We start from the raw sequence: 21,024 nt of genomic DNA, 5'->3' as shown, positions 1-21,024 counted from the left end.
CGGCGCCGCCCGGGGGAACGCCCTGATCATGAAGCCATGGCGGGTGCTCGGATGGATCGCGCTGATCGCGGTGATCCTCTACTGCGTCTGGTTCATCAGGACCGTCGCCATCTCGGTGATCATCGGGGTGTTCATCACCGCCCTGCTCCTGCCGCCGTTCACCTGGCTGCGGGGCAAAGGACTGAACCGGGCCCTGGCCACGACCGTGGTCTGCCTGGGCGCGCTGGTGATCGGCGGGACCTTCTTCTGGCTCCTCGTCCCGGCCACCGTCGACGGGCTCGGGCAGCTGCGGGCCAGCCTCGGCAAGGCCCTGGACGACCTGCACAACTTCGCCCGCTCGCTCGGGCTCGACGACACCCGGCTGGCGGAGATGTCGAAGCAGGTCCAGGCGTACCTGGCCGAGCAGTCCCGCTCCATCGCCACCGGCGCGATCGCCGGGGTCCGCACCGCCGGCGAGATCGTGATCGGCGCGGTGCTGGCGCTCATCCTGGCCATCTACTTCGTCCACGGCGGCGACCGGCTGTTCGGCTGGCTGACCGACCTGGCGCCGGTCAGGGCCAGGCCGCACCTGCGCCAGGCGGGAGACGTCGTCTTCGGCGTCATCGGACGCTACATCCGGGGCATCGCGATGGTCGGGCTCGTCGACGGCTTCTTCATCGGGGTCGCGTTGTGGATCCTGGGCGTGCCGATCGCGCTGCCGCTGGCCGTACTGACGTTCGTGGGGGCGTTCCTGCCGGTGGTGGGGGCGTTCATGGCCGGGTTGTTCGCCGCGGTGGTCGCGTTCGTGGCCAAGGGCTGGCTGGTGGCGCTGATCGTGGTCGGCGTCACGATCCTGGTGCAGCAGGTGGAGGGCCACGTGCTGGCGCCGCAGATCTACGGCAGGGCGCTGGACCTGCCCGGCGCGGTCATCCTGCTGGCGATCGCCGTGGGCAGCGTGGTCGCCGGGATCACCGGCGCGTTCCTGGCCGCGCCGGTGGCCTCGGTGATCGTGGCGTTGATCAGGAATCGAGAGGCAGCTCGAGCTCCAGCTCATGCCTGATCGGGATGCCGTCCTCCGACAGCTCCGGGATGCTCGGCTTGAGCTCGCGCGTACGGGTGATCGCGTCCCGGCGCAGGGCGACCAGGTCGAAGCCGTAACGCTGGTAGAAGGCCAGCGCCCGGGTGTTGTCGTTCGTGGTGATCAGCGTCAGGCGGCGCATGCCACGCCGCTGCGCCACCTCGCGGACCGCGTCCAGCAGCGCCGTGCCCACCCCGGCGCCCTTGACGACCGCGTCGATCGTGACGATCTCCACGCTGCCGTCGCGCTCGGTGTAGGTGATCAGCCCGGCGATCCTGTCGTCGCCGGCGACCGCGACGAAACCGGGCAACGTACTCGCGTCGATCATCTCGCCCCAGGTCAGCGCGATGACGTGGGTGTCGCCCCAGCTCGCGGTCAAGATCTCGACAACCTGTTCCAGATCGCCGGGGACGATGGGTCGCACGGTGAGTGGCATAGGGCCCATTATGAGATCTCATGCGATGGGTGACATTCGACTGCTTCGGAACCCTGGTGGACTGGCGTCACGGGATCGCCACCAGCGCGGAACTGATCTTCCCCGGGTACGGCGGCCGCCTCCTCGACGCCTACATCCGGCACGAGATGGCCGTCCAGACCGAGACGCCGACGATGCTCTACCGCGAGGTGATGGCCGAGACCCTCCGCCGGGCCTGCGCCGCCGAAGGCCTGGACCTGGGCGCCGACGACGCCGGCGTACTCGCCAGGACCCTCCCCTACTGGCCCGTCTTCCCCGAGGTAGGCGCGGAACTGGGCGCGCTGCGCTCGGCCGGATGGCGCCTGGCCCTGCTCACCAACTGCGACCGCGACCTCATCGGCCTGACGCAGCGGCGGCTGCCCGTACCCTTCGACGCGATCGTCACCGCCGAGGACGCCGGAGGCTACAAGCCGTCTCTCGGCCACTTCGAACGTTTCCGTTCCGCACACGAGCCGTCGGAGTGGGTACACGTCGCGCAGGGCTACATCCACGACATGGTCCCGGCACACGCGCTGGGCCTGCGCCGGATCTGGATCAACCGCCTGGCCGAGACCCCCACCGACCCGTCGGTCCCGCAGACCATCCAGCCCGACCTCCACGGCCTGCTGGCCGCCCTTCAGTAGCGGCCACGCTCCAGACACCTCCGGGCGGCACTCCTGTAGCGGCCGCGTCACCACCGGCGCTGGTTCAGTAGCGCTGGTCCAGGACGTCGGCGATGCCCGCGAGGAAGGAGTCGACGTCCGCGATCAGGTATCCGGGGCGGACCAGCACGGTGGCGAACTTGGCGTCGCGCACGGCCTGCCCGGTCAGCGGGTTGTCGGTGGTGCCGCGCAGCGTGGCCACGATGCGGTCCAGGAAGGCGTCGATCTCGTCCTCGTTGTACCCGGTCCCCATCCGGCCCGACCGGAACGCCACCCGCTCGACCCGCGCCGCCTGCGTCTCGAACCACTCCTCGCGCAGCATCTCACCGGTCGGCTCGGTCATGGCCAGCGGCACCGGCGTCTTCGCACGCGTCTCCAGCGCCACGACGAACGCCTCCAGCGCGAAATCCACCGCCGTCTCGTTGTAGCCGCCGCGCCGGGCACGGAAGGTGGCCCGGCGCACCTCATCGGCGGTCACCGGCAGCAGCTCGCGCCCGCCCCGTCCAAGCGTGGCCTCGATGCGGCTGATGAGAGAGTCCACGTCGATGGGGTCATAGCCTGAACGCATACCCATGACGCGCGGAAAGCGGTTCAAGCGACGGTCCTCCTGAGATGTGCCGAGGGGGTGCCTATATTGTGGGGCTCTTTATCCGGAGAATGCGACCCACTCCATTACCGTTGGATCACTATGGACCTGTCCAACGTCTCGTTCCGCTACCGGCGGCGCGCCCCCGACGTGATCAGGAACGCGCATACCGTCCTGAACCCCGGCGACGTCATCGAGCTGACCGGCGCGAACGGCGCCGGCAAGTCCACCTTGCTCCGCCTGCTGGCCGGCCTGACCCACCCCACAAAGGGGCAAATAACAGCCCGCCCCACAACAGTCGGCTACGCCCCCGACCACCTCCCCACCGCACAACCGTTCCCCGTGTCCACCTACCTGGACCACATGGCCCGCATCCGCGGCGGCGCCACCTGGCGTCCGTGGGCCGACCGCCTCAACCTCACCCATCTCGTACGGCTCCCGCTCCGCGAACTGTCCAAAGGCAGCGCCCACAAAGTCGCCCTGGTCCAAGCCCTCATGGGCAAGCCGGGCCTGCTCCTCCTCGACGAACCCTTCGCCGGCCTGGACACCGACACCCGCGACGCCCTGCCCGCGATCGTGACCGAACTGGCGGCCGGCGGCACCATCGTGGTGGCCGGCGACCACGAGGCAGGCCTGCACAGCCTCCCCACCCTCCGCCACTGGACCCTGACCAACGGCATCCTCCAAGAACCCTCCCCGCCGGCGTGGACAGCCCCGCCCCCAGCCCGCACACCCGCGGTCACTGGACCAACGACCGGCCAGCCGCCCGCCCACGCCCCGAACCACACGCTTGGCCGCGCACCAGACCAGATGCCCGACCTCGTCCCGGACCACGCGCAGGCGGCATCCTCTGGCAGGGCGGAGGGATCCGGGCAAGCGGCGACCTCTGACCGAGCCGCTTTGTCCGTGTCTGCCGTGTCCGTGTCTGCCGTGGGCCTTGCACCCGGCGTGGACGCTGGTTTGCAGGTGGAAGTCGAGCGGCCGTTGGGTGGGCTGGAGGGCGGCGTGGTGGTGGAGGTGCGGGTGCCCGGTGGCGAGGTGGGATCGTTTCTGGCGCGGATGCGCGCGGAGGGTTACGAGGCCACGGAGGCGGCACAGTGATCTCGTTGACCAGATTCCGGATATCCGCCTACATCCGATCACATCGCGTCTACCAGGCACTCATCCCGATCCTGGTGCTGCTGGCGATCATCTACGCCAACCGAGCACCGGTCGGTTCCGAGGCCGCCGCATTGGCCGACTCGGCGGTACTGATCATCCCAGTCCTCGCCTGGGCCACCCGTTCCCTGCTGGACACCGAGCCCGACGAGCAACGCGCCATCTCGGCCACCACAGCCGGAACACGCACCCGCGAACTGACCGGCGGCCTCCTGGCGGCCCTGGCGGTGAACACGATCTTCGCCACTCTGGCACTGGCCTGCGGCCTGCTGATGGGACTGGAGGCCGGCCCGACGACCGACGTGCTGTTCGCCGTGACGATCCTGCACGTACTGGCGGCGCTGGCCGGACTGGCCCTGGGCGCACTGACGAGCCGGGTGATCCTGCCCTCCCCCGCCCTGTCCATCATGGCCCTGCTCTTCGGCTACCTCGCCATGCTGCTGATCAGCATCACCCCGGCCTACTGGCTGACGGTCCCGGTCACAGCCTGGTTGAAGGCGGCAGGATCGGGCGCCCTACCCTCGGACCTCCCGGCGCTGGGTGCCATCTCACTGGCGTGGTGCGTGGCAGGCCTCGCCTGGTACGCCTGGCTACGCCGCACCCGCCCCTGACGAACCCCCACCCTTAGCTGGTCGTCGCTTCCGCCCTTCGCGGGTCAACGGGGCCGTTGCGGCGGGGACCACGTCCGACGTGAGAAGCGATCCCCCCGATCGACGCCCGCACACGACGGCGGGTGGCGTGGGGTGGCGGAGCCGTAACGGATAGGGGGGTGAAGAGAGGCGACGGCGGCCTGAAGCAAAAGGAGGCCTGGAGAAGGAGATGGGCTACTCGGCGGCGGCTAGTTGGCCGCAGGCGCCGTCGATCTCGCGGCCGCGGGTGTCGCGGACGGTGACCGGCACGCCGTGGAACTGCAGGCGGCGCACGAACGCGCGCTCGTCCTCCGGCCGGGAGGCGGTCCACTTGGAGCCCGGCGTCGGGTTGAGCGGGATCAGGTTGACGTGCACCAGCTTGTTCTTGACCAGCTTGCCCAGCAGGTCAGCCCGCCACTCGTGGTCGTTGATGTCCTTGATCAGCGCGTACTCGATCGACACCCGGCGCTTGGTCTTGGCCGCGTACGCCCACGCGGCGTCCAGCACCTCGGCGACCTTCCAGCGCGTGTTGATCGGCACCAGCGTGTCGCGCAGCTCGTCGTCGGGCGCGTGCAGCGACAGCGCGAGCGTCACCGGCAGCCCCTCGTCGGCGAGCTTGCCGATCGCCGGGACGAGGCCGACGGTCGAGACGGTCACGCCGCGCGCGGAGATGCCCAGGCCGTCGGGGGCGGGTTCGACCATGCGGCGGACGGCGCCGATGACCTGCTTGTAGTTGGCCAGCGGTTCGCCCATGCCCATGAAGACGACGTTGTTGATCCGGCCGGGACCGCCGGGCACCTCGCCCGAGGCCATGGTGCGCGCGCCGGCGACGACCTGTTCGACGATCTCCGCGGTGGACATGTTGCGGGTCAGGCCGGCCTGGCCGGTGGCGCAGAAGGGGCAGTTCATGCCACATCCGGCCTGCGAGGACACGCAGATCGTGGCGCGGTCGGGGTAACGCATGAGCACCGACTCGACCAGCGCGCCGTCGAACAGCCGCCACAACATCTTGCGGGTGGTGCCCTGGTCGGTGGTGAGCTCGCGGACCGAGGTCAGCAGCGGGGGCAGCAGCGCCGACAGCTTCTCCCTGGCCGGGGCGGGCAGGTCGGTCATCGCCTCGACGTCGGTGGTCAGGTGCGTGAAGTAGTGGCGCGAGAGCTGGTCGGCACGGAACGGCTTCTCGCCGAGCTCGGCCACGGCGGCGCGGCGCTCGGCCATCGTGAGGTCCGCCAGGTGCCGCGCGGGCTTGGCCCGGCGGGGCGCTACGAAAGTGAGCTGGCCTGGCTGCTGGGACACGTTCCTGCCTCATCTCGACGGTTACCGACCAGGGTAGTGAACGTCTCGCCCGCGTTTGTCATTCCTACGGCCTCTCGCCTGTGATCGGGCGGCGATCTACAGTCATCTCGTATGGCGATTTATCGGGCGGGTGAGCAGCCGGGTGAGCACACCCAGGCCGAGGTCGTCCTCGTGGCCGGCAACCCTTACGGGAGCCGCACCCTGGTGATCGAGCGGGACGAGGACGCCTCGGTCGCCTACCTGTGCGCGCCTGATGGCACGGTCCACGGCGCCGTCTGGCTGGCCAACCACCGCAAAGCGCCCGGCGCGGTCGACCTGAGCCGCATCAACGCGGGCCTGCCGCCCGTCATGCCCCATGCCAACACCGTCCACCCCGGCGGCCGCCGCCCGCTCGGCCAGCTCAGCGCCCTGTGGTTCGAGGAGGGGGACGGCGTCGCCGTCTACGAGAACGACGACCTGCTGGCCGTCATCCCCGGCTGGGCCGACATGTCCAGGGGCATGCCCGGGTACGCCCGCGACGCCATAGGCGAGACCCCGTTCGCCTGGTCGCTGCCGGAGGCACTCGAAGGGCTGCTGCCCCGCATCTCCAACGCCCGCTCCTACTGGCGCTGGCGGCACCGCGAAGGCTCGTGGCCGGCGTTCCAGCAGTTCGTGATGGGCCACCTCGACCGCACTCTCGGCCCCGCCGGCCGTTACTGGGACGCCAGCGGCGAGCGCCTGCCCACGGTCGGCATCACCGAGCGGCCCCCGTTCGGCGAGCGCGAGTTCACCGTGCTGTCCACGGTCGGGATGAGCTGCCAGCGCATGCCGACGGTCGAGCAGTGGATCGACCGGCCGCGCGCGTACTCGCGGATCGAGCTGGCCGTCGCCACCCGCCAGGACCCCCGGGAGGTGGCGCTGGTGCTGGTCTGGCTGGCGCAGTACCCGTGGCATTCGGTCACCTGGCTCGGGCACGGGCACACCGCGCAGTGGTATCACGACCCGTCCACGTTTCCGCTCGGGGCCGACTATTCGGGCGTGCTCATGCTGGCCGACCCGCCGGACTTCCCCGACATGGCGGGGTTCGCGTTCGGAGGTGAGGCCGTACGGTGGCTGTGGCTCGTGCCCGTCACCACCGCGGCCTTAGAAGAACAGCGCCAGTAGCAGCCAGATCGGCACCAGCGTCGTGACCAGCGAGTCGAGCCGGTCCATGAGCCCGCCGTGGCCGGGCAGGATCGTGCCGAGGTCCTTGATGCCGAGATCACGCTTGATCATCGACTCGATCAGGTCGCCGATCGTGGCCAGCGCCGCCGCCAGCACCCCGATCAGCGCGCCCTGCCAGAACTCGCCGTCCATACGCCAGATGACCAGCCACGCCCCGACACCCACGCAGGCGAGCACCGATCCGGCGAAACCCTCCCAGGTCTTCTTCGGGCTGATGATCGACATCTTGTGCCGGCCGAACAGCACCCCGGCGAAGTATCCGCCGATGTCGCTGGCCACGGTCACCGCGATGAAGATCAGCACCCGGTCCGCGCCGTCCGGCGGCGACAGCAGCAGCCCGATGAACCCCGCCAGCAGCGCCGGATAGACCAGGGTGAACACCGAGGCGGTGGCGTCGCGCACGTACCCGTCGGTGCCCGAGCTGAACATCCGCCAGATCAGCATCACGAACACGAACACCGCGAACGTGCCCACCAGCGAGACCGCGCCGCCCCAGTACGCCCCGGCCAGCATGCCCGCCGTGCCCACCAGCGCCGGCGCCAGCGGCACCACGATGCCCCGCGTGCCGAACGCCTTGACCAGCTCCATCACACCGACGCCGACCGCCGCCACCACCACGAGGAGGAAGATCTCCTTGATGGTGTAGATCGAGACGATGACCGAAGCGCCCAGTGCGGCGCCGACCGCGATCGCCGCGGGCAGGTTCCTTCCGGTACGGCTGCCGCCGCTCGGGCTGGTGCCAGCCGTACTTTCTTCCACAGACTCTCCCAGGCCGGGATTTCTTGCCGATCACCCTGGAATGCCCCCAGCCCCGCGCGGGGGATGGGGGCACCACGGCTTGCCGTACTGGAGCCTAGACCTCGAGCAGCTCGGCTTCCTTGTGCTTGAGCAGCTCGTCGATCTTGGCGACGTGCTTCTGGGTGATGTCGTCGAGCTCTTTCTCGGCGCGGCGCACCTCGTCCTCGCCCGCGTCGCCGTCCTTGATCATCTTGTCAAGGGTCTCCTTGGCGGAGCGGCGGATGTTGCGCACCGACACCTTGGCGTGCTCGCCCTTGGCGCGCGCGACCTTGATGTACTCCTTGCGGCGCTCCTCCGACAGCTCGGGGAAGTTCACGCGGATCACCTGGCCGTCGTTGCTCGGGTTGACGCCCAGGTCGGAGTCGCGGATCGCCTTCTCGATCGCGGCCATCGAACCCTTGTCGAAGGGCTGGAGGATGACCATGCGGGCCTCGGGCACGTGGAACGAGGCCAACTGCTGGATCGGAGTCGGCGAACCGTAGTAGTCGGCGTTGATCTTGTTGAACATCGACGGCGTGACTCGGCCCGTGCGGATACTCGCGAAGTCCTCCTTCGCGACCGAGACAGCCTTGTCCATCTTTTCCTCGGCTTCGAGGAGGGTTTCGTCGATCACAGCGGCTCCCTGCTGTTTTGGTCGCCCGTCCGTAGGGTGGGCTCCCTGCTGCCTTGGTCGCCCGTCCGTAGGGTGGGCTCCCGTCTACTTGCCTGCCGGACTCACCAGCGTGCCGATCTTCTCACCGCGGACCGCCCGCAGGATGTTGCCCTCACCCATCAGGTCGAAGACCACGATGGGCAGGTCGTTCTCCTTGCACAGGCTGATCGCGGTCTGGTCCATGACCGTCAGATCGCGTACCAGGACCTCTGCGTAGTCCAGGTGGTCGAACCGCACGGCGTCCGGGTTCTTCCGCGGGTCGGAGTCGTAGACCCCGTCCACCTGCGTGCCCTTCAGCAGCGCCTCGGCGCCGATCTCCAGTGCGCGCTGCGCCGCGCACGTGTCGGTGGAGAAGTACGGGGTGCCGAGCCCGGCGCCGAAGATGACCACGCGGCCCTTCTCCAGGTGCCTGATCGCGCGGCGCGGCAGGAACGGCTCGGCCACCTGCTGCATCGTGATCGCGGTCTGCACGCGGGTCTCGACGCCGCGCTTCTCCAGGAAGTCCTGCAGGGCGAGGCAGTTGATGACCGTGCCGAGCATGCCCATGTAGTCGGCGCGGGCACGGTCCATTCCGCCCTGCGACAGGGTGGCGCCGCGGAACATGTTTCCGCCGCCGACGACCACGGCGACCTGCACGCCCTCGCGCACCGCCTCGGCGATCGAGTCGGCCAGATGGCCGACGACGACCGGGTCGATGCCCATCTCCTCGCCGCCGGCGAACGCCTCGCCGGACAGCTTCAGCATGACCCTTCGATACGAAGAAGCCGCCGACGTAGCTGGCTCCTGGTTCTCCTGCACGCGGCGGCCTCCTCGGTAGGTGGTTCTGATGTGGGGCTGAGGGCTTGACTAAGCCTAAGCCTGACCCACCTTGAAGCGAACGAAGCCGAGCACCTCGACGCCGTTGTCCGTGGCGTACTTGGCGATGGACTTCTTGTTGTCCTTCACGAACGCCTGCTGCAGCAGCGTGAAGTCCTTGTACCAGCCGTTGACGCGGCCGTCGACGATCTTGGAGATCGCGGCCTCGGGCTTGCCCTCGTCGCGCGTCATCTCCTCGAAGAGCGCGCGCTCCTTCTCGATGACGTCGGCGGGGACGTCCTCGGCCTTGAGGTACTTCGGCGCCATCGCCGCGGCGTGCTGGGCGATGTCCTTGGCGACGTCGGCGTTGGGCTTGTCGAGCTGCACGAGCACGCCGACCGCCGGCGGGAGCTGCGGGTCGGTCTTGTGCATGTACGCGCCGACGTAGCCGCCCTCGAGCACCGCGAAGCGGCGGATCTCGATCTTCTCGCCGAGCGCGACGTTGGCGTCGTCGAGGTGGTTCTGGACGCTCTTGCCGTTGTACTCGGAGGTGAGCAGCGCCGGCACGTCGGCCGGGCGGGTGGCCAGGATGTGGTCGACGACCTCGGCGGCGAGCTCCTGGAAGCGCTCGGCCTTGGCCACGAAGTCGGTCTCGCAGTTGAGCTCGAGCAGCGCCGCGGCACTGTCGCCGTCCTGCTTGAGCGCGACCAGGCCGTTGGAGGCGGTGCGCGACTCGCGCTTGCCGACGTCCTTGGCGCCCTTGAGGCGCAGGATCTCAACGGCGCGGTCGAAGTCGCCCTCGGCCTCCTCGAGCGCCTTCTTGCAGTCCATCATGCCGGCGGCGGTGAGCTCGCGAAGCCGCTTGACGTCGGCCATGTTCACGGAAGCCATTGCTTTTTCCTCGTGGGATCTTCGTCGTGGATCGGGTGGGGCGCCGGGATCCGGCCGCCCACCCTTCAAGCCTTCTGTGCCGGTACGGCTGTCGCCGCCGGCTGGTCGGCACGACCCGCGGGAGCCGTACCAGGAGCCTTGATCTTTACTTGCGCGCAGACCTCCGGCGCCGCTCGCGCGGGCCGGGACCGCTTTCGCGGGCCCGCCGCGCCTGCTACCCCGAGTTCGGGTCGTCAGGCGGCGGGCCCGCTCGTGCGGGACCTTCAGGCCTTCTCGGTCTCGTTCTCGACGCCGGCCTCGGCCTCGGCGGGAGCGGCCTCAGCCTCGGCGACGACCTCGGCCTCGTCCTCGGCGACAGCCTCGGCGGCGACGTCGGCGTCTTCGACGGCGACCTCGTCGGCGGCCGCGGGGGCGACCTCGTCGGCGACCTCGGGCGCGGCGGCAGCCTCGGGAGCGGCCTCGGTGACAGCCTCAGTGGCGGCCTCGGCGGCGGTGCCCTGCTCGATGAGCTCGCGCTCCCACTCGGCCAGCGGCTCGGCGGCGGCCGGCTTCTCGTCGCCGCGGGCGGCGCCGGAGCGGGCCATCAGACCGGCGGCGACACCGTCGGCGACGACGCGGGTCAGCAGGCCGACGGCGCGGATGGCGTCGTCGTTGCCCGGGATCGGGTAGTCGACCTCGTCGGGGTCGCAGTTGGTGTCGAGGATCGCGACGACCGGGATGCCGAGCTTCTTGGCCTCCGAGATCGCGATGTGCTCCTTCTTGGTGTCGACGATCCACACCGCGCTGGGCACGCGGCCCATGTCACGGATACCGCCGAGCGTGCGCTCCAGCTTCTCCTTCTCGCGGCGGCGCATGAGGAGCTCCTTCTTGGTGAGCCCCGACGCGGCGACGTTGTCGAAGTCGAGCTCCTCGAGCTCCTTCAGACGCTGAAGCCTCTTGTGCACGGTGGAGAAGTTGGTGAGCATGCCGCCCAGCCAGCGCTGGTTGACATACGGCATGCCGACGCGGGCGGCCTGCTCGGCGATGGCCTCCTGGGCCTGCTTCTTGGTGCCGATGAACAGAACCGTGCCGCCGTGGGCGACGGTCTCCTTGACGAAGTCGTAGGCGCGGTCGATGAACGCCAGCGACTTCTGCAGGTCGATGATGTAGATGCCGTTGCGCTCGGTGAAGATGAAGCGCTTCATCTTCGGGTTCCAGCGACGAGTCTGGTGTCCGAAGTGAACGCCGCTCTCGAGCAGCTGTCGCATGGTGACGACGGGGGCCATGTGCTGGTCCTCCAGGTCGGCGCGCCGTGGGGCGCGATTCTCGGTTGTGTCGCGGCAGTCGGGCACTGCCGCCCTGATGCCTCTGAGCCGCTCCTGCCGGAACCTTGCGGCCCGGACCGAGGGATCGGCTCGCGGTGAGGCATGCGAAGTCGGCCCGTCAGTGACAGGCCACCGGAAAGTCTACCTCCCGCGCTGACCTCACGGGTCAGACGGCGTCGTGGTCCTCCGTGGGCAATCCGGGCACCGGACGCTCGGGGCGCAGGTAGATGGAGTACTGCACGACCACGGTACGCGCGTCGCCCGGCGCGTCCTCCCGCGACCCCGCCTGATAGGGCGCCAGCAGCGCCTCCAGCTGCTCGCCCAGGAGGCGCATCTCCTCCGGCCCGATGTGCAGGAACTTCCGCCGCCAGGCCGATCCCGCCCGCCACTCCCGCGGCTCGCGGTCCACCTGGCCCATCGACCGCTTCAGGTCGGCGTGGGCCTCGTCGTAGACGGTGTGGATCAGCAGTTCCTTGGCGGCGCGCAGCTCCGGTGCGTCGTCGGGCTCCGTGGACACGCTCAGCCCCTGGCCGGTCGAGCGCCACACGCGCTCCCTGCCGTCGGCGCGGGGCGGGGCGTCCTCCACGAAGCCGTATTTCGCCAGCATGCGCAGGTGGTAGCTGGCGGCGCTCGGGGTGACTCCGGCGAACTCCGCGATCTCGGTGGCCGTCGAGGGTCCTTCGACCTGCAGCCGGTTCAGCATCTCCAGGCGGGCGGGGTGGGCCAGCGCGCGCATCACCTTGGGGTCACTGAGCACGTCGGTCATGTGCAAACCGTACCCGGACGAGACCTGAAGGATTGCTTTCACAGTTATGAAGGATTATCTTCATAGTTGTGAAGGGTTCCCTTCACAGTCTTTGGAGGAGCTCATGACCGTCCCCTTGCGCCGCAGGCCCGACTACCGCCTTCTCTGGGCCTCCCGGACGATCTCGGTCGCCGGTACGGAGGTGTCCAAGCTGGCCGTGCCGCTCACCGGCATCACGCTGCTCGCCGCGAGCCCGTCGCAGATGGGCCTGCTCACGGCCGCCGCCTTCGCGCCCGCGCTGCTGTTCGGACTGCAGGCCGGGGCCGTCTCCGACCGCCTGCGCAGGCATCGGCCGCTGATGATCGGCTGCGAGCTCGTCGCCGCGGCGGCGGCGCTGGCCGTACCCGCCGCGTGGCTGCTCGGGATGCTGAGCGTGCCGCTGCTGGTGGCCGTCGCGTTCGTCATCGGCACCGCCGGGGTCGTCTTCCGCGCCGCCAACTTCCCCCATCTGGCCACCGTCGTACCCGCCGGCCAGCGCACCGAGGCTATGGCCGGCCTGCAGGCGTCGTACTCGGTCGCCTCCGTGGCCGGTCCCGGGCTCGGCGGGTTGCTGGTGCAGGTGCTGACGGCGCCGCTCGCCGTACTGGTGGAGGGGGTGTCGTTCCTGCTGTCCGCCCTGCTGATGGGCCGCATCCGCACCCCCGAGTCACACACCCCCGCGGCCTCGCGCGGCATGCTGCGCGACGTCGGCGAGGGCCTGCGCGGCTGCCTCTCGAACCCCTCGCTGCGCGCCCTGCTGGGAGCCGGCGTGACCATCAACTTCTTCGCCATGGCCTACACGGCCGTCTTCATGCTCTACCTGGTCAGCGTCCTGTCCATCCCCAAGGGCCTGATCGGCGTGCTGGTGGCGCTGTCCGGGGTCGGAGGGCTGCTGGGGGCGTGGCTGACCGCCCGCCTGAACCGGCGTACCGGGACGAACCGGCTGCTCAAGTGGTCCGTGGTGCTGTTCCCCGTCGACTTCCTGACGGTCGGGCTGATCGGCGGGCCGATGTGGTGGAAGGTCCTCGCCATGGCCGTCAGCGGGGTGGCCACCGGGATGCTGGTCGTGACCTTCGCCACCTGCCTGGGTGCGGTACAGCTGCGTGAGGCCCCGGCCGAGCTGCGGGGACGGGTCAACGCCACGTTCACGTTCGCGGTGCAGGGAGTGCTGGCGGTGGGCGGTCTCGCGGGTGGCGTGCTGGCCGAGGTGGTGGGGTTGCGGGCGGTCATCCTCGTGTGCGCGGCCGGGATCGCGCTGAGCGCCGTCTGGATCTGGGCATCGCCGTTGCGGGGTTCCGAACTCGCCTCCGCCCGGCCGCGGTCTGGGGAGGTCGTGCGGGCTTCCATGTGGCCGCGCCCGTCTTCCGGGTACGGCCGGCGCGGTCATGTGCCGCCTGGGCGGGTCGACCAGACCATGGGATCGGCCATCTACGAGCTCACCCTGGTCAAGATGCGCTCACTGATGTGACCCCCGTGCTTTCTGTCCACAGGCCCGCTGACCGGCGGGGTTCGTCCACAGAACCCCGTTCACCCCCTCGCGGACCGGCGCCGCTCCCCCATCCTGGCCGCCATGATTCGCGCCTCCCTCGCCCTCCTCCTGGCCCTCGCCCCCTCCCCAGAGGCGGTGACCTGGCAGTGGCCCCTGACCGACCACGGAGTGGTACGCCGCTTCGCCCCGCCCCCTGCCCCATGGCTGTCCGGCCACCGCGGCGTCGACCTGCGGGCCGACCCGGGCGCCGCCGTACACGCCGCTGGCCCGGGCACCATCGGCTACGCCGACCAGCTGGCCGGCCGCGGCGTGGTCACCGTCCACCACCCCAACGGCCTGCGCACCACGTACCTCCCCGTCCTCCCGTCGGTGCGCGCGGGCCAGCACGTGACCACCGGCACCCGGATAGGCACCCTCCAGAACCTCGACCCGCCCCACTGCCCGCAGCACTGCCTCCACTGGGGCCTCCTGCGCGAACGCCGCTACCTGGACCCCCTCCTCCTGACCGGCACCGGGTTGGTCCGCCTCCTCCCGCACTGGCCGGCTCAGATCGGGGCAGAGTAAGACCATGCCGACCGGAGCACCCAGCCAGCCCGACGACGAGGCGGCGCAGATCATCACCGCGTTCGAACGCCACCTCAGGCTGGAGCGCGACCTGTCCCCCCACACCGTCCGCGCCTACGTCTCGGACGTGACCTCGCTCCTGCACCACCTGAGGGACCAGGACGACGGCGAAACGTGGCTGACCGGCCTGGACATAGCCACGCTCCGGCACTGGCTGGCCGCCCAGCACGCCGGAGGGCTGTCCCGGGCGACGCTGGCCCGCCGTACCGCGTGTGCCAGGACTTTCACCGCGTTCTGCCACCGCCAGGGCCTGATCCCCACCGACCCGGGCCTCCTGCTGGGCAGCGCCAAGGCGCCGAGGACGCTGCCCGCCGTACTGGACCAGCCCCAGGCCCAGGCCGCCCTGACCCCAACGGACGAGACGACCCCCAAGTCCCTGCGCGACCAGGCGATCCTCGAACTCCTCTACGCCACCGGCATCCGCGTGAGCGAACTGTGTTCCCTGGACGTGAACGACGTGGACCGCACCCGCCACGTCATCCGAGTCGTGGGCAAGGGCCGCAAAGAACGCACCGTCCCCTTCGGCCTCCCCGCCCTGCGAGCCGTCGACCTGTGGTGCGTCAACGCCCGCCCCCTCTGGAGCACCCCCAGGTCCGCCGATGCCCTCTTCCTGGGCACAAGAGGCGGACGCATCGACCCCGGCACCGTCCGCCGCATCGTTCACACCCGCCTGCGCCAGGTGGAGGGCGCCCCAGACCTGAGCCCCCACGGCCTACGCCACAGCGCCGCCACCCACCTCCTGGAAGGCGGCGCCGACCTGCGCAGCGTCCAAGAACTCCTGGGCCACTCCTCCCTGAACACCACCCAGATCTACACCCACGTCTCCATCGACCGCCTCCGAGCCGCCTACCGCCAAGCCCACCCCCGCGCCTAACTCTCGGCACCCCACCAACCCACCCCACCCCGGGGCCCGTTTCACGCTGCCCCGCACCCCCGCACCAAGTGCGACGCTCTCCGCAGCACGCTCGTTATCCAGCGGGAGTTATCCACACCCCACCCGCGACCACGCCCGGCCGTCCCCAGAACCCCGTTCGGCGATTTCCCGAGATCCCCGTCTGCGCGACAGTCATCGACATGTCCGCGAAACAAGACCTCGGCAGGCAAGGCGAGCAGCTAGCCGTCACATACCTGCAGTCCGAGGGCATGGAGATCATCGAGCGCAACTGGCGCTGCCGCCACGGCGAGATCGACATCATCGCCCGAGACGGCCCAACCCTCGTGGTGGTCGAGGTCAAGACCCGCTCCACCCGCTCCCACGGCTCCGCCCTGGAGTCAGTGAGCCCCATGAAGCTCTCCCGCCTCCGCATGCTCGCCGCGAAATGGCTGGCCGCCCAGCCGTGCGGCTACGAAACCGTCCGCGTGGACGTCATAGCCCTCGAACGCTTCGCCGGCGACTTCTCGATACGCCACATCCGGGGGGCGATCTGAATGGCCGTAGCCCGCACCAGAAGCGTCACCCTCATCGGCGTAACCGGCCGCACGGTGGAGGTGGAGGCCGACGTGGGCAACGGTCTGGCCGGCATCTCCCTGATCGGCCTGCCCGACACCGCCCTGAGCGAGGCCCGCGAGCGGGTGCGTTCCGCGATGGTCAACAGCAACTATCCATGGCCGGACGCCCGCATCACGGTCAGCCTTTTCCCCGCGAGCCTCCCCAAACGAGGCAGCCAGTTCGACTTGGCGATCGCGGTGGCCATCCTGGGCGCGGCCGGTGTGGTCCCCGCCGAACGCCTGGCGTCCTTCTCCTTCCTCGGCGAACTGGGGCTGGACGGCCGCCTGCGCCCCGTCCGCGGCATCCTCCCGTCCGTCCTGAGCACCGCGAAGGAGGGCGACATAACGGTCGTGGTCCCCACCGCGAACGCCGCCGAGGCCAGCCTCGTCCCCGACGTGAAGGTGGTCCCGGTCCGCGACCTCCGCCAGCTGGCCGAATGGCTACGCAGAGGCGACGACCCACCCGAACCGGAAATCCCAGAAACCCCGCCCACCCCCACGACCTCCCATGTACGGCCCAGCGTCGACCTGGCCGACGTCGTAGGCCAGCCGCTGGGCAGACGAGCCCTGGAAGTGTGCGCGGCGGGCGGCCACAACCTCTGGCTCCTCGGCCCGCCAGGCACCGGCAAGACCCTCCTGGCCGAACGCCTGCCCACCCTCCTGCCCGACCTGCCACTGGACCACGCCCTGGAGGTGACCGCCATCCACTCGGTAGCCGGTGTCCTGCCGCCCGACAGCCCCATGATGAGCAGGCCGCCGTTCGTAAGCCCGCACCACACGGCAACGCCCGCGGCCATAGTCGGCGGCGGCAGCACGATCATCCGTCCGGGCGCCGCGTCCCTTGCCCACCGGGGCGTCCTGTTCCTGGACGAGGCTCCGGAGTTCCAGCGCTACGTCCTCGACTCACTACGCCAGCCCCTGGAATCGGGCTACGTAACCGTCTCCCGGGCAGCGGGCTCCGTGACCTTCCCCGCACGCTTCATGCTGATCCTCGCCGCCAACCCCTGCCCATGCTCACAGCCGCAGGAAGGCAACCAAACCTGCCGCTGCGCCCCCGTCGTCAAACGCCGCTACCTGGGCAAACTCTCCGGCCCGTTGCTGGACCGCATCGACATGAAGGTCACGGTGGCCCGCTCCTCCCGCAGAGAACTGATGGCCGACCGCCACTTCGTCGAGTCCAGCGAGGTGGTGGCCGCCCGGGTGAAGGCGGCCAGAGAGCGAGCCGCCAGACGCCTGGCCCGCACCCCGTGGCGCACCAACGCCGAAGTCCCGTCCACGGCCCTCCACACCGACTTCCGCCCCACGAACGACGCCATGAAGCCCCTGTCGGTCAGCCTCGACACCGGCACGTTGAGCACACGAGGCCTGGACCGCATCATCCGAGTCGCCTGGACCCTCTCGGACCTGGCGGGAAAGGACCGTCCCGAGGTGGAAGAAGTCTCGACTGCGCTGGCCCTGTGGCTGGGGGTGGGCTGATGCCCCACAACGACGACCTCCTGGCCCGCGTGGCCCTCATGCGAGCCGCGGACGCCGGAGACAAGCTCATGGGCCGCCTGGTGGCCCAGTTCGGCGCCGTGGAAACCCTCCGCCTGATCCACGCCCACGCCAGGTCCTCAGGCACCCCCGCCCTCCTCACCACAACCCCGACCACCTGCCCCCCACCCACACCCCTGCCAATCCCCCTCCACCCAGCCACCCCGCTCGACCCCCACACAGCCACCCCGCTCAACATCCACGCAGCCGCCCCACTCGACCCCCACACAGCCACACCGCTCAGCACCGCGGCCCTCCCGACCGCGCCCCACCCCGAGTCGTCGACCGCAGCACCACACGTCAGCTCTCCTGCCACGTCCTGCCGGACCGCATCCCCCGCCATCGCTCCCAACGCGACATCCCCCATAGCCCCGCACCTCGTCTCGTCGCAGACCGCGCTCCTCCGCGCCATTCCTCGCCAGGCCGCCACTTGCGAGGGCCAGGGCTGCCATTGCCAACCGCCGTCCGTGGCCGCTCCTCCCCAGGCGGCGTCCCCGACCGTGCTCTCTCAGGCCACCTGCCATGGCAACTCACAACACCCCACCGGACAGCAGATACCGACCTGCTGCCGGGAAACTCCCGGACCTGCGGGTCCGCAGGATGTCCTGACCGGACGTGTCCTCCGGGCCGGAGACCCGCCGCACGCCTACCGCGGGGAGTGGGTCCAGCTCACGACCGAGGGCAACCTCGCGCTGCACCCGACACTCGAGCCTGAGTACCAAGGCGGCCACGCGTGCCGTCACCCTGGCGAGGAGCGCGACGGAGGCCAACGCCCCAGCGACCGGGCGGCCGCAACCGACCGGGCGGCCACGCGGGAGGCGACAGCGTCGGATGCGCAGGAAGCCAGGCTCAGTCGGCGGCTGCGGGCGTGGCAGGCGCGGCTGGAGGCCGCCGACCCGGAAGCGGATCTGGCGGCAGGCGAGAAGGCGGGCGCCCGGCTGATCATCCCCGGCACCCCCGAATGGCCCACCCAGCTCGACCAACTCGGCGACAGCCGCCCCCTCGGCCTGTGGGTGCACGGTTCGGCCGACCTCCGCTACTCCTGCCTGCGTTCGGTGTCGATCGTGGGCGCACGGGCGGCGACGCCGTACGGGATGCATGTGGCGGGTGAGTTCGCGGCGGGCATGGCCGAGTCCGGCTGGACGGTCATCTCAGGCGGCGCCCTCGGCATCGACGGCGCCGCGCACCGGGGGACGCTGGCCGCCGGGGGCACCACGATCGCCGTCCTGGCCTGCGGGGTGGACATCGCCTACCCGAGCGGTCATCACGACCTGTTCACGGAGATCAAGGCGGACGGCGCGGTCATCAGCGAATGCCCGCCAGGCGTTCACCCGACCCGCGCCCGCTTCCTGATCAGGAACCGCCTCATAGCCGCCCTCTCCCGGGGAACCCTCGTGGTGGAGGCGGCGCTGCGCAGCGGCGCGGCGAACACCGCTGCCCACGCGCTGACCCTGTCGCGCCACCTGGCGGTGGTCCCGGGTCCGGTCACCTCGGAGATGTCCGCAGGCTGCCACCGCCTGCTCCGCGACCGCAAGGCCGTCTGCGTGACCACCCCGGCGGAACTCATCGACCTGGTCGGCATGATCGGCGACGACCTGGCCCCGACCCCGCGCGGCCCCGTGGTGCCCCACGACACGCTCTCAGAGACGGCCAGGAGCGTCCTGGACGCCGTACCCGGCAGAGGTGGTGCGGGCACCGCCACAATCGCGGTAGCCGCGGGCACAGACCTCTCCACGACCCTCAGCGCCCTCGGCAGCCTGGCCGCCGCCGGCTACGTCCTCCGCACCCCCAAAGGCTGGCGCCTCAAACCCGGCGCCTTCTCCCGCCCCTGACCCCAAACCCAGAGCCCAGAGGCCCCACCTCTGGCAACCACCAACCGGGAGCACACATGGCACCAGACCGCCAGAAGAGATCGGATCGCCAGGGGACCTCGTGGTGCCGTGTCAAGCACAGCGCCCAGCGGACGAGGGCGGGCGCCCTGCTGTCCGGTGACCGAGGGCAGGCGCCCTGCTGTCCGGTGACCGAGGGCGGGCGCCCTGCGGTCCGGTGGCCGAGAAGACCCCACCGCGCGGGGTTGCCGAGGACCGCCACAGGCGGCGGACCACTATGGGCAGCCCCTTGGCGCACGGCTACCGGGAAGGCCTCGCCTCGCGGGCTTCGAGGAGCGCCACACGTGCCGGGCCGCTGAGGGCAACCCCTGGTACGCGGTGACCGGGAAGTCCGCACCGCACCTGTGTCGGCAGGGGCCGAATCTGTGTCGGCCAGGGCCAAGGGCAAGAGGGCTGGGGCCAAGGGCAAGAGGGCTGGGGCCAAGGGCAAGAGGGCTGGGGCCAAGGGCAAGAGGGCTGGGGCCAAGGGCAGAAGGGCTGGGTTGCAGGGCAAGTCGTCCGACGCGGAACAGAGCCCGTAGAAGACGTAGGCACCGGAGACGTAGGAAGCCGAAAGGCGCAAGCGGACGGGCGGTGCCGGTGACTCAAGGTGATGGGGCGCCGGACCGGGGCCGATGGGAGGCAAGGGGATGTTGAGCAGCATGCGAGAGGCCCCCAGTGTCGTCACGGACTCCAGAGGCCAACCCGGTAAGCCGAAACCCCTACTTGGAGAAGCCCTCCTTGGGCATCTCGAGGTCGGCCTTGGCCAGTTCTTCGACGTTCACATCCTTGAACGTCACCACCCGTACATTCTTAACAAACCGTGCAGGCCGGTACATGTCCCAAACCCACGCATCCTGCATCTTCACGTCGAAGAACACATCGCCGTTCCCCGCCGTCTTCACGTCGAGATCCACCGAGTTCGTCAGGTAGAAGCGCCGCTCCGTCTCCACGACGTAGGTGAACAGGCCCACGACATCCCGGTACTCGCGGTAAAGCTGCAGCTCCATCTCGGTTTCGTACTTTTCGAGATCTTCTGCGCTCATCGCGTCCCTCCTGTAGTTCCGAGGTCAGGCAACCCCGGCCCCCATTTCATTGTCACCCATCTCCCTTGCCACAGTGACGAAGGAGAACCGGTGATGCGAGCACGGACCGTGAGCTTCCAGTGCCCGCCGGTGCCGAGCGGTCGTGTACCCCTTGTGCTCGGCGAAACCGTAGGCGGGAAACTCCGTGTCCAGCGAGACCATCATCCGGTCTCGCGTCACTTTCGCCACGATGGAGGCCGCCGCCACGCATGCGGCGACCTGGTCCCCCTTCCATACCGCCAGCGACGGCGCCGGCAGGCCCGGCACGGGAAAGCCGTCGGTCAGGATGTATTCCGGGTCTGTCGTCAACTGCGCCACCGCCCGCCGCATTCCCGCCACGTTGCACCGGTGCAGCCCGCGCGCGTCGATCTCCTGCGGCGGGATGACGACAACCCCGACGTCGGCGCTCTTGGTGACCAAGGCGTAGAGGCGCTCGCGGGTGGCCGCTGTCAGGAGTTTCGAGTCCCCCAGACCCGGAATCTCCTTGCGGAGGATCACCGCCGCGACCACCAGAGGCCCGGCACAGGCGCCGCGACCGGCCTCGTCCACCCCGGCGATCGGGGTGAGACCGCGGCGGGCCAGCGCTCTCTCGTACGCGTAAAGCCCGGAATCTCGCCGGACAACGCTCGGTCGGGGGCGGAACGCAACTGTCATGACAGACGCAGCGT

General features: G+C 70.0%; 22 protein-coding genes. 11 read left to right on the top strand and 11 right to left on the bottom strand.

What is annotated here, in order from left to right:
• The first annotated feature begins 28 nt into the window (after positions 1 to 28).
• Positions 29 to 1,039 carry an AI-2E family transporter gene (locus ACFWYW_RS03120; protein ID WP_379620406.1) on the top strand — a complete coding sequence of 337 codons (1,011 nt, stop codon included), beginning with the start codon at positions 29 to 31 and terminating at the stop codon, positions 1,037 to 1,039.
• Here ACFWYW_RS03120 and ACFWYW_RS03115 read toward each other — a convergent pair.
• Positions 999 to 1,493 carry a GNAT family N-acetyltransferase gene (locus tag ACFWYW_RS03115; protein WP_379620404.1) on the bottom strand — a complete coding sequence of 165 codons (495 nt, stop codon included), beginning with the start codon at positions 1,491 to 1,493 and terminating at the stop codon, positions 999 to 1,001. The two genes, ACFWYW_RS03120 and ACFWYW_RS03115, sit on opposite strands and share 41 nt — an antisense overlap.
• A gap of 20 nt (positions 1,494 to 1,513) precedes the next feature.
• Here ACFWYW_RS03115 and ACFWYW_RS03110 point away from each other — a divergent pair, with 20 nt between their 5' ends.
• On the top strand, positions 1,514 to 2,155 hold the full coding sequence (locus ACFWYW_RS03110) for an HAD family hydrolase (protein WP_379620402.1): 642 nt from the start codon (positions 1,514 to 1,516) through the stop codon (positions 2,153 to 2,155).
• A gap of 64 nt (positions 2,156 to 2,219) precedes the next feature.
• Here ACFWYW_RS03110 and ACFWYW_RS03105 read toward each other — a convergent pair whose 3' ends face one another.
• Positions 2,220 to 2,714 carry a DivIVA domain-containing protein gene (locus ACFWYW_RS03105; protein WP_379620400.1) on the bottom strand — a complete coding sequence of 165 codons (495 nt, stop codon included), beginning with the start codon at positions 2,712 to 2,714 and terminating at the stop codon, positions 2,220 to 2,222.
• A gap of 147 nt (positions 2,715 to 2,861) precedes the next feature.
• Here ACFWYW_RS03105 and ACFWYW_RS03100 point away from each other — a divergent pair, with 147 nt between their 5' ends.
• Both ACFWYW_RS03100 and ACFWYW_RS03095 read left to right on the top strand, forming a co-directional pair.
• The gene (locus ACFWYW_RS03100; RefSeq protein ID WP_379620398.1) at positions 2,862 to 3,860 is read left to right on the top strand and encodes an ATP-binding cassette domain-containing protein; all 999 of its coding nucleotides are present in this window, start codon (positions 2,862 to 2,864) and stop codon (positions 3,858 to 3,860) included.
• A 5-nt stretch (positions 3,861 to 3,865) separates the two neighbouring features.
• A complete protein-coding gene (locus ACFWYW_RS03095; RefSeq protein WP_379620396.1) occupies positions 3,866 to 4,528 on the top strand; it encodes a hypothetical protein in 663 nt (220 codons plus the stop codon).
• Between the two features lie 213 nt (positions 4,529 to 4,741).
• Here the strand turns inward: ACFWYW_RS03095 and rlmN are convergent, their stop codons facing one another.
• On the bottom strand, positions 4,742 to 5,842 hold the full coding sequence (rlmN, locus tag ACFWYW_RS03090; RefSeq protein WP_379620394.1) for a 23S rRNA (adenine(2503)-C(2))-methyltransferase RlmN: 1,101 nt from the start codon (positions 5,840 to 5,842) through the stop codon (positions 4,742 to 4,744).
• A gap of 111 nt (positions 5,843 to 5,953) precedes the next feature.
• Between rlmN and ACFWYW_RS03085 the strand changes: the two genes are divergently transcribed.
• Complete coding sequence (locus ACFWYW_RS03085; protein ID WP_379620392.1) at positions 5,954 to 6,985, top strand: suppressor of fused domain protein; 1,032 nt, start codon at positions 5,954 to 5,956, stop codon at positions 6,983 to 6,985.
• Here ACFWYW_RS03085 and ACFWYW_RS03080 read toward each other — a convergent pair.
• The 6 genes from ACFWYW_RS03080 to ACFWYW_RS03055 form a co-directional block, all read right to left on the bottom strand.
• On the bottom strand, positions 6,965 to 7,804 hold the full coding sequence (locus tag ACFWYW_RS03080) for a phosphatidate cytidylyltransferase (RefSeq protein WP_379620390.1): 840 nt from the start codon (positions 7,802 to 7,804) through the stop codon (positions 6,965 to 6,967). The two genes, ACFWYW_RS03085 and ACFWYW_RS03080, sit on opposite strands and share 21 nt — an antisense overlap.
• Before the next feature lie 94 nt (positions 7,805 to 7,898).
• Positions 7,899 to 8,456, bottom strand: coding sequence for a ribosome recycling factor (gene frr / locus ACFWYW_RS03075; protein WP_379620388.1), 558 nt, complete (start codon positions 8,454 to 8,456; stop codon positions 7,899 to 7,901).
• Positions 8,457 to 8,540: 84 nt separating this feature from the next.
• Positions 8,541 to 9,239: a UMP kinase gene (gene pyrH, locus ACFWYW_RS03070; RefSeq protein WP_379620386.1), complete on the bottom strand. Its 699-nt coding sequence runs from the start codon at positions 9,237 to 9,239 to the stop codon at positions 8,541 to 8,543.
• Between the two features lie 108 nt (positions 9,240 to 9,347).
• Positions 9,348 to 10,181, bottom strand: a complete 834-nt coding sequence (gene tsf, locus ACFWYW_RS03065; protein WP_379620384.1) for a translation elongation factor Ts — start codon at positions 10,179 to 10,181, stop codon at positions 9,348 to 9,350.
• Between the two features lie 263 nt (positions 10,182 to 10,444).
• Positions 10,445 to 11,446 (bottom strand): 30S ribosomal protein S2, encoded by a 1,002-nt coding sequence (gene rpsB, locus ACFWYW_RS03060; RefSeq protein WP_379640892.1) that lies wholly within the window; start codon positions 11,444 to 11,446, stop codon positions 10,445 to 10,447.
• A gap of 205 nt (positions 11,447 to 11,651) precedes the next feature.
• Complete coding sequence (locus tag ACFWYW_RS03055) at positions 11,652 to 12,251, bottom strand: ArsR/SmtB family transcription factor (RefSeq protein WP_379620382.1); 600 nt, start codon at positions 12,249 to 12,251, stop codon at positions 11,652 to 11,654.
• Between the two features lie 103 nt (positions 12,252 to 12,354).
• Between ACFWYW_RS03055 and ACFWYW_RS03050 the strand changes: the two genes are divergently transcribed.
• The 6 genes from ACFWYW_RS03050 to dprA all read left to right on the top strand — a co-directional run bounded on the left by ACFWYW_RS03050 (position 12,355) and on the right by dprA (position 19,235).
• Entirely contained in the window at positions 12,355 to 13,737 is a 1,383-nt protein-coding gene (locus ACFWYW_RS03050; protein ID WP_379620380.1) for an MFS transporter, read from the top strand.
• A 102-nt stretch (positions 13,738 to 13,839) separates the two neighbouring features.
• Entirely contained in the window at positions 13,840 to 14,322 is a 483-nt protein-coding gene (locus tag ACFWYW_RS03045) for a murein hydrolase activator EnvC family protein (RefSeq protein ID WP_379620378.1), read from the top strand.
• A 4-nt stretch (positions 14,323 to 14,326) separates the two neighbouring features.
• Positions 14,327 to 15,256 carry a tyrosine recombinase XerC gene (locus ACFWYW_RS03040; protein WP_379620376.1) on the top strand — a complete coding sequence of 310 codons (930 nt, stop codon included), beginning with the start codon at positions 14,327 to 14,329 and terminating at the stop codon, positions 15,254 to 15,256.
• Positions 15,257 to 15,456: 200 nt separating this feature from the next.
• Complete coding sequence (locus ACFWYW_RS03035) at positions 15,457 to 15,810, top strand: YraN family protein (protein ID WP_379620374.1); 354 nt, start codon at positions 15,457 to 15,459, stop codon at positions 15,808 to 15,810.
• A complete protein-coding gene (locus ACFWYW_RS03030; RefSeq protein ID WP_379620372.1) occupies positions 15,811 to 17,346 on the top strand; it encodes a YifB family Mg chelatase-like AAA ATPase in 1,536 nt (511 codons plus the stop codon).
• Positions 17,347 to 17,870: 524 nt separating this feature from the next.
• Positions 17,871 to 19,235 (top strand): DNA-processing protein DprA, encoded by a 1,365-nt coding sequence (gene dprA / locus ACFWYW_RS03025; RefSeq protein ID WP_379620370.1) that lies wholly within the window; start codon positions 17,871 to 17,873, stop codon positions 19,233 to 19,235.
• Positions 19,236 to 19,993: 758 nt separating this feature from the next.
• Here dprA and ACFWYW_RS03020 read toward each other — a convergent pair.
• Together ACFWYW_RS03020 and ACFWYW_RS03015 are read right to left on the bottom strand one after the other, a co-directional pair.
• Complete coding sequence (locus ACFWYW_RS03020) at positions 19,994 to 20,317, bottom strand: DUF2469 domain-containing protein (protein WP_184965553.1); 324 nt, start codon at positions 20,315 to 20,317, stop codon at positions 19,994 to 19,996.
• Between the two features lie 24 nt (positions 20,318 to 20,341).
• The gene (locus tag ACFWYW_RS03015; protein WP_379620367.1) at positions 20,342 to 21,010 is read right to left on the bottom strand and encodes a ribonuclease HII; all 669 of its coding nucleotides are present in this window, start codon (positions 21,008 to 21,010) and stop codon (positions 20,342 to 20,344) included.
• Positions 21,011 to 21,024 lie beyond the last annotated feature (14 nt).

Source organism: Nonomuraea sp. NPDC059023 (genome assembly GCF_042740095.1).
Classification (GTDB): Bacteria; Actinomycetota; Actinomycetes; order Streptosporangiales; family Streptosporangiaceae; genus Nonomuraea.
Note: the sequence above shows the minus strand (reverse complement) of the source record. Positions and strands in the feature narration are given on the sequence as shown.

What these genes read in the sequence shown, in the direction of transcription:
- ACFWYW_RS03120 (WP_379620406.1), top strand. Translation starts at nt 29, where the DNA reads ATGAAGCCATGGCGGGTGCTCGGATGGATCGCGCTGATCGCGGTGATC.
- ACFWYW_RS03115 (WP_379620404.1), bottom strand. Translation starts at nt 1,493, where the DNA reads ATGCCACTCACCGTGCGACCCATCGTCCCCGGCGATCTGGAACAGGTT.
- ACFWYW_RS03110 (WP_379620402.1), top strand. Translation starts at nt 1,514, where the DNA reads ATGCGATGGGTGACATTCGACTGCTTCGGAACCCTGGTGGACTGGCGT.
- ACFWYW_RS03100 (WP_379620398.1), top strand. Translation starts at nt 2,862, where the DNA reads ATGGACCTGTCCAACGTCTCGTTCCGCTACCGGCGGCGCGCCCCCGAC.
- ACFWYW_RS03085 (WP_379620392.1), top strand. Translation starts at nt 5,954, where the DNA reads ATGGCGATTTATCGGGCGGGTGAGCAGCCGGGTGAGCACACCCAGGCC.
- pyrH (WP_379620386.1), bottom strand. Translation starts at nt 9,239, where the DNA reads ATGCTGAAGCTGTCCGGCGAGGCGTTCGCCGGCGGCGAGGAGATGGGC.
- tsf (WP_379620384.1), bottom strand. Translation starts at nt 10,181, where the DNA reads ATGGCTTCCGTGAACATGGCCGACGTCAAGCGGCTTCGCGAGCTCACC.
- rpsB (WP_379640892.1), bottom strand. Translation starts at nt 11,446, where the DNA reads ATGGCCCCCGTCGTCACCATGCGACAGCTGCTCGAGAGCGGCGTTCAC.
- ACFWYW_RS03055 (WP_379620382.1), bottom strand. Translation starts at nt 12,251, where the DNA reads ATGACCGACGTGCTCAGTGACCCCAAGGTGATGCGCGCGCTGGCCCAC.
- ACFWYW_RS03050 (WP_379620380.1), top strand. Translation starts at nt 12,355, where the DNA reads ATGACCGTCCCCTTGCGCCGCAGGCCCGACTACCGCCTTCTCTGGGCC.
- ACFWYW_RS03045 (WP_379620378.1), top strand. Translation starts at nt 13,840, where the DNA reads ATGATTCGCGCCTCCCTCGCCCTCCTCCTGGCCCTCGCCCCCTCCCCA.
- ACFWYW_RS03040 (WP_379620376.1), top strand. Translation starts at nt 14,327, where the DNA reads ATGCCGACCGGAGCACCCAGCCAGCCCGACGACGAGGCGGCGCAGATC.
- ACFWYW_RS03035 (WP_379620374.1), top strand. Translation starts at nt 15,457, where the DNA reads ATGTCCGCGAAACAAGACCTCGGCAGGCAAGGCGAGCAGCTAGCCGTC.
- ACFWYW_RS03030 (WP_379620372.1), top strand. Translation starts at nt 15,811, where the DNA reads ATGGCCGTAGCCCGCACCAGAAGCGTCACCCTCATCGGCGTAACCGGC.
- ACFWYW_RS03020 (WP_184965553.1), bottom strand. Translation starts at nt 20,317, where the DNA reads ATGAGCGCAGAAGATCTCGAAAAGTACGAAACCGAGATGGAGCTGCAG.
- ACFWYW_RS03015 (WP_379620367.1), bottom strand. Translation starts at nt 21,010, where the DNA reads ATGACAGTTGCGTTCCGCCCCCGACCGAGCGTTGTCCGGCGAGATTCC.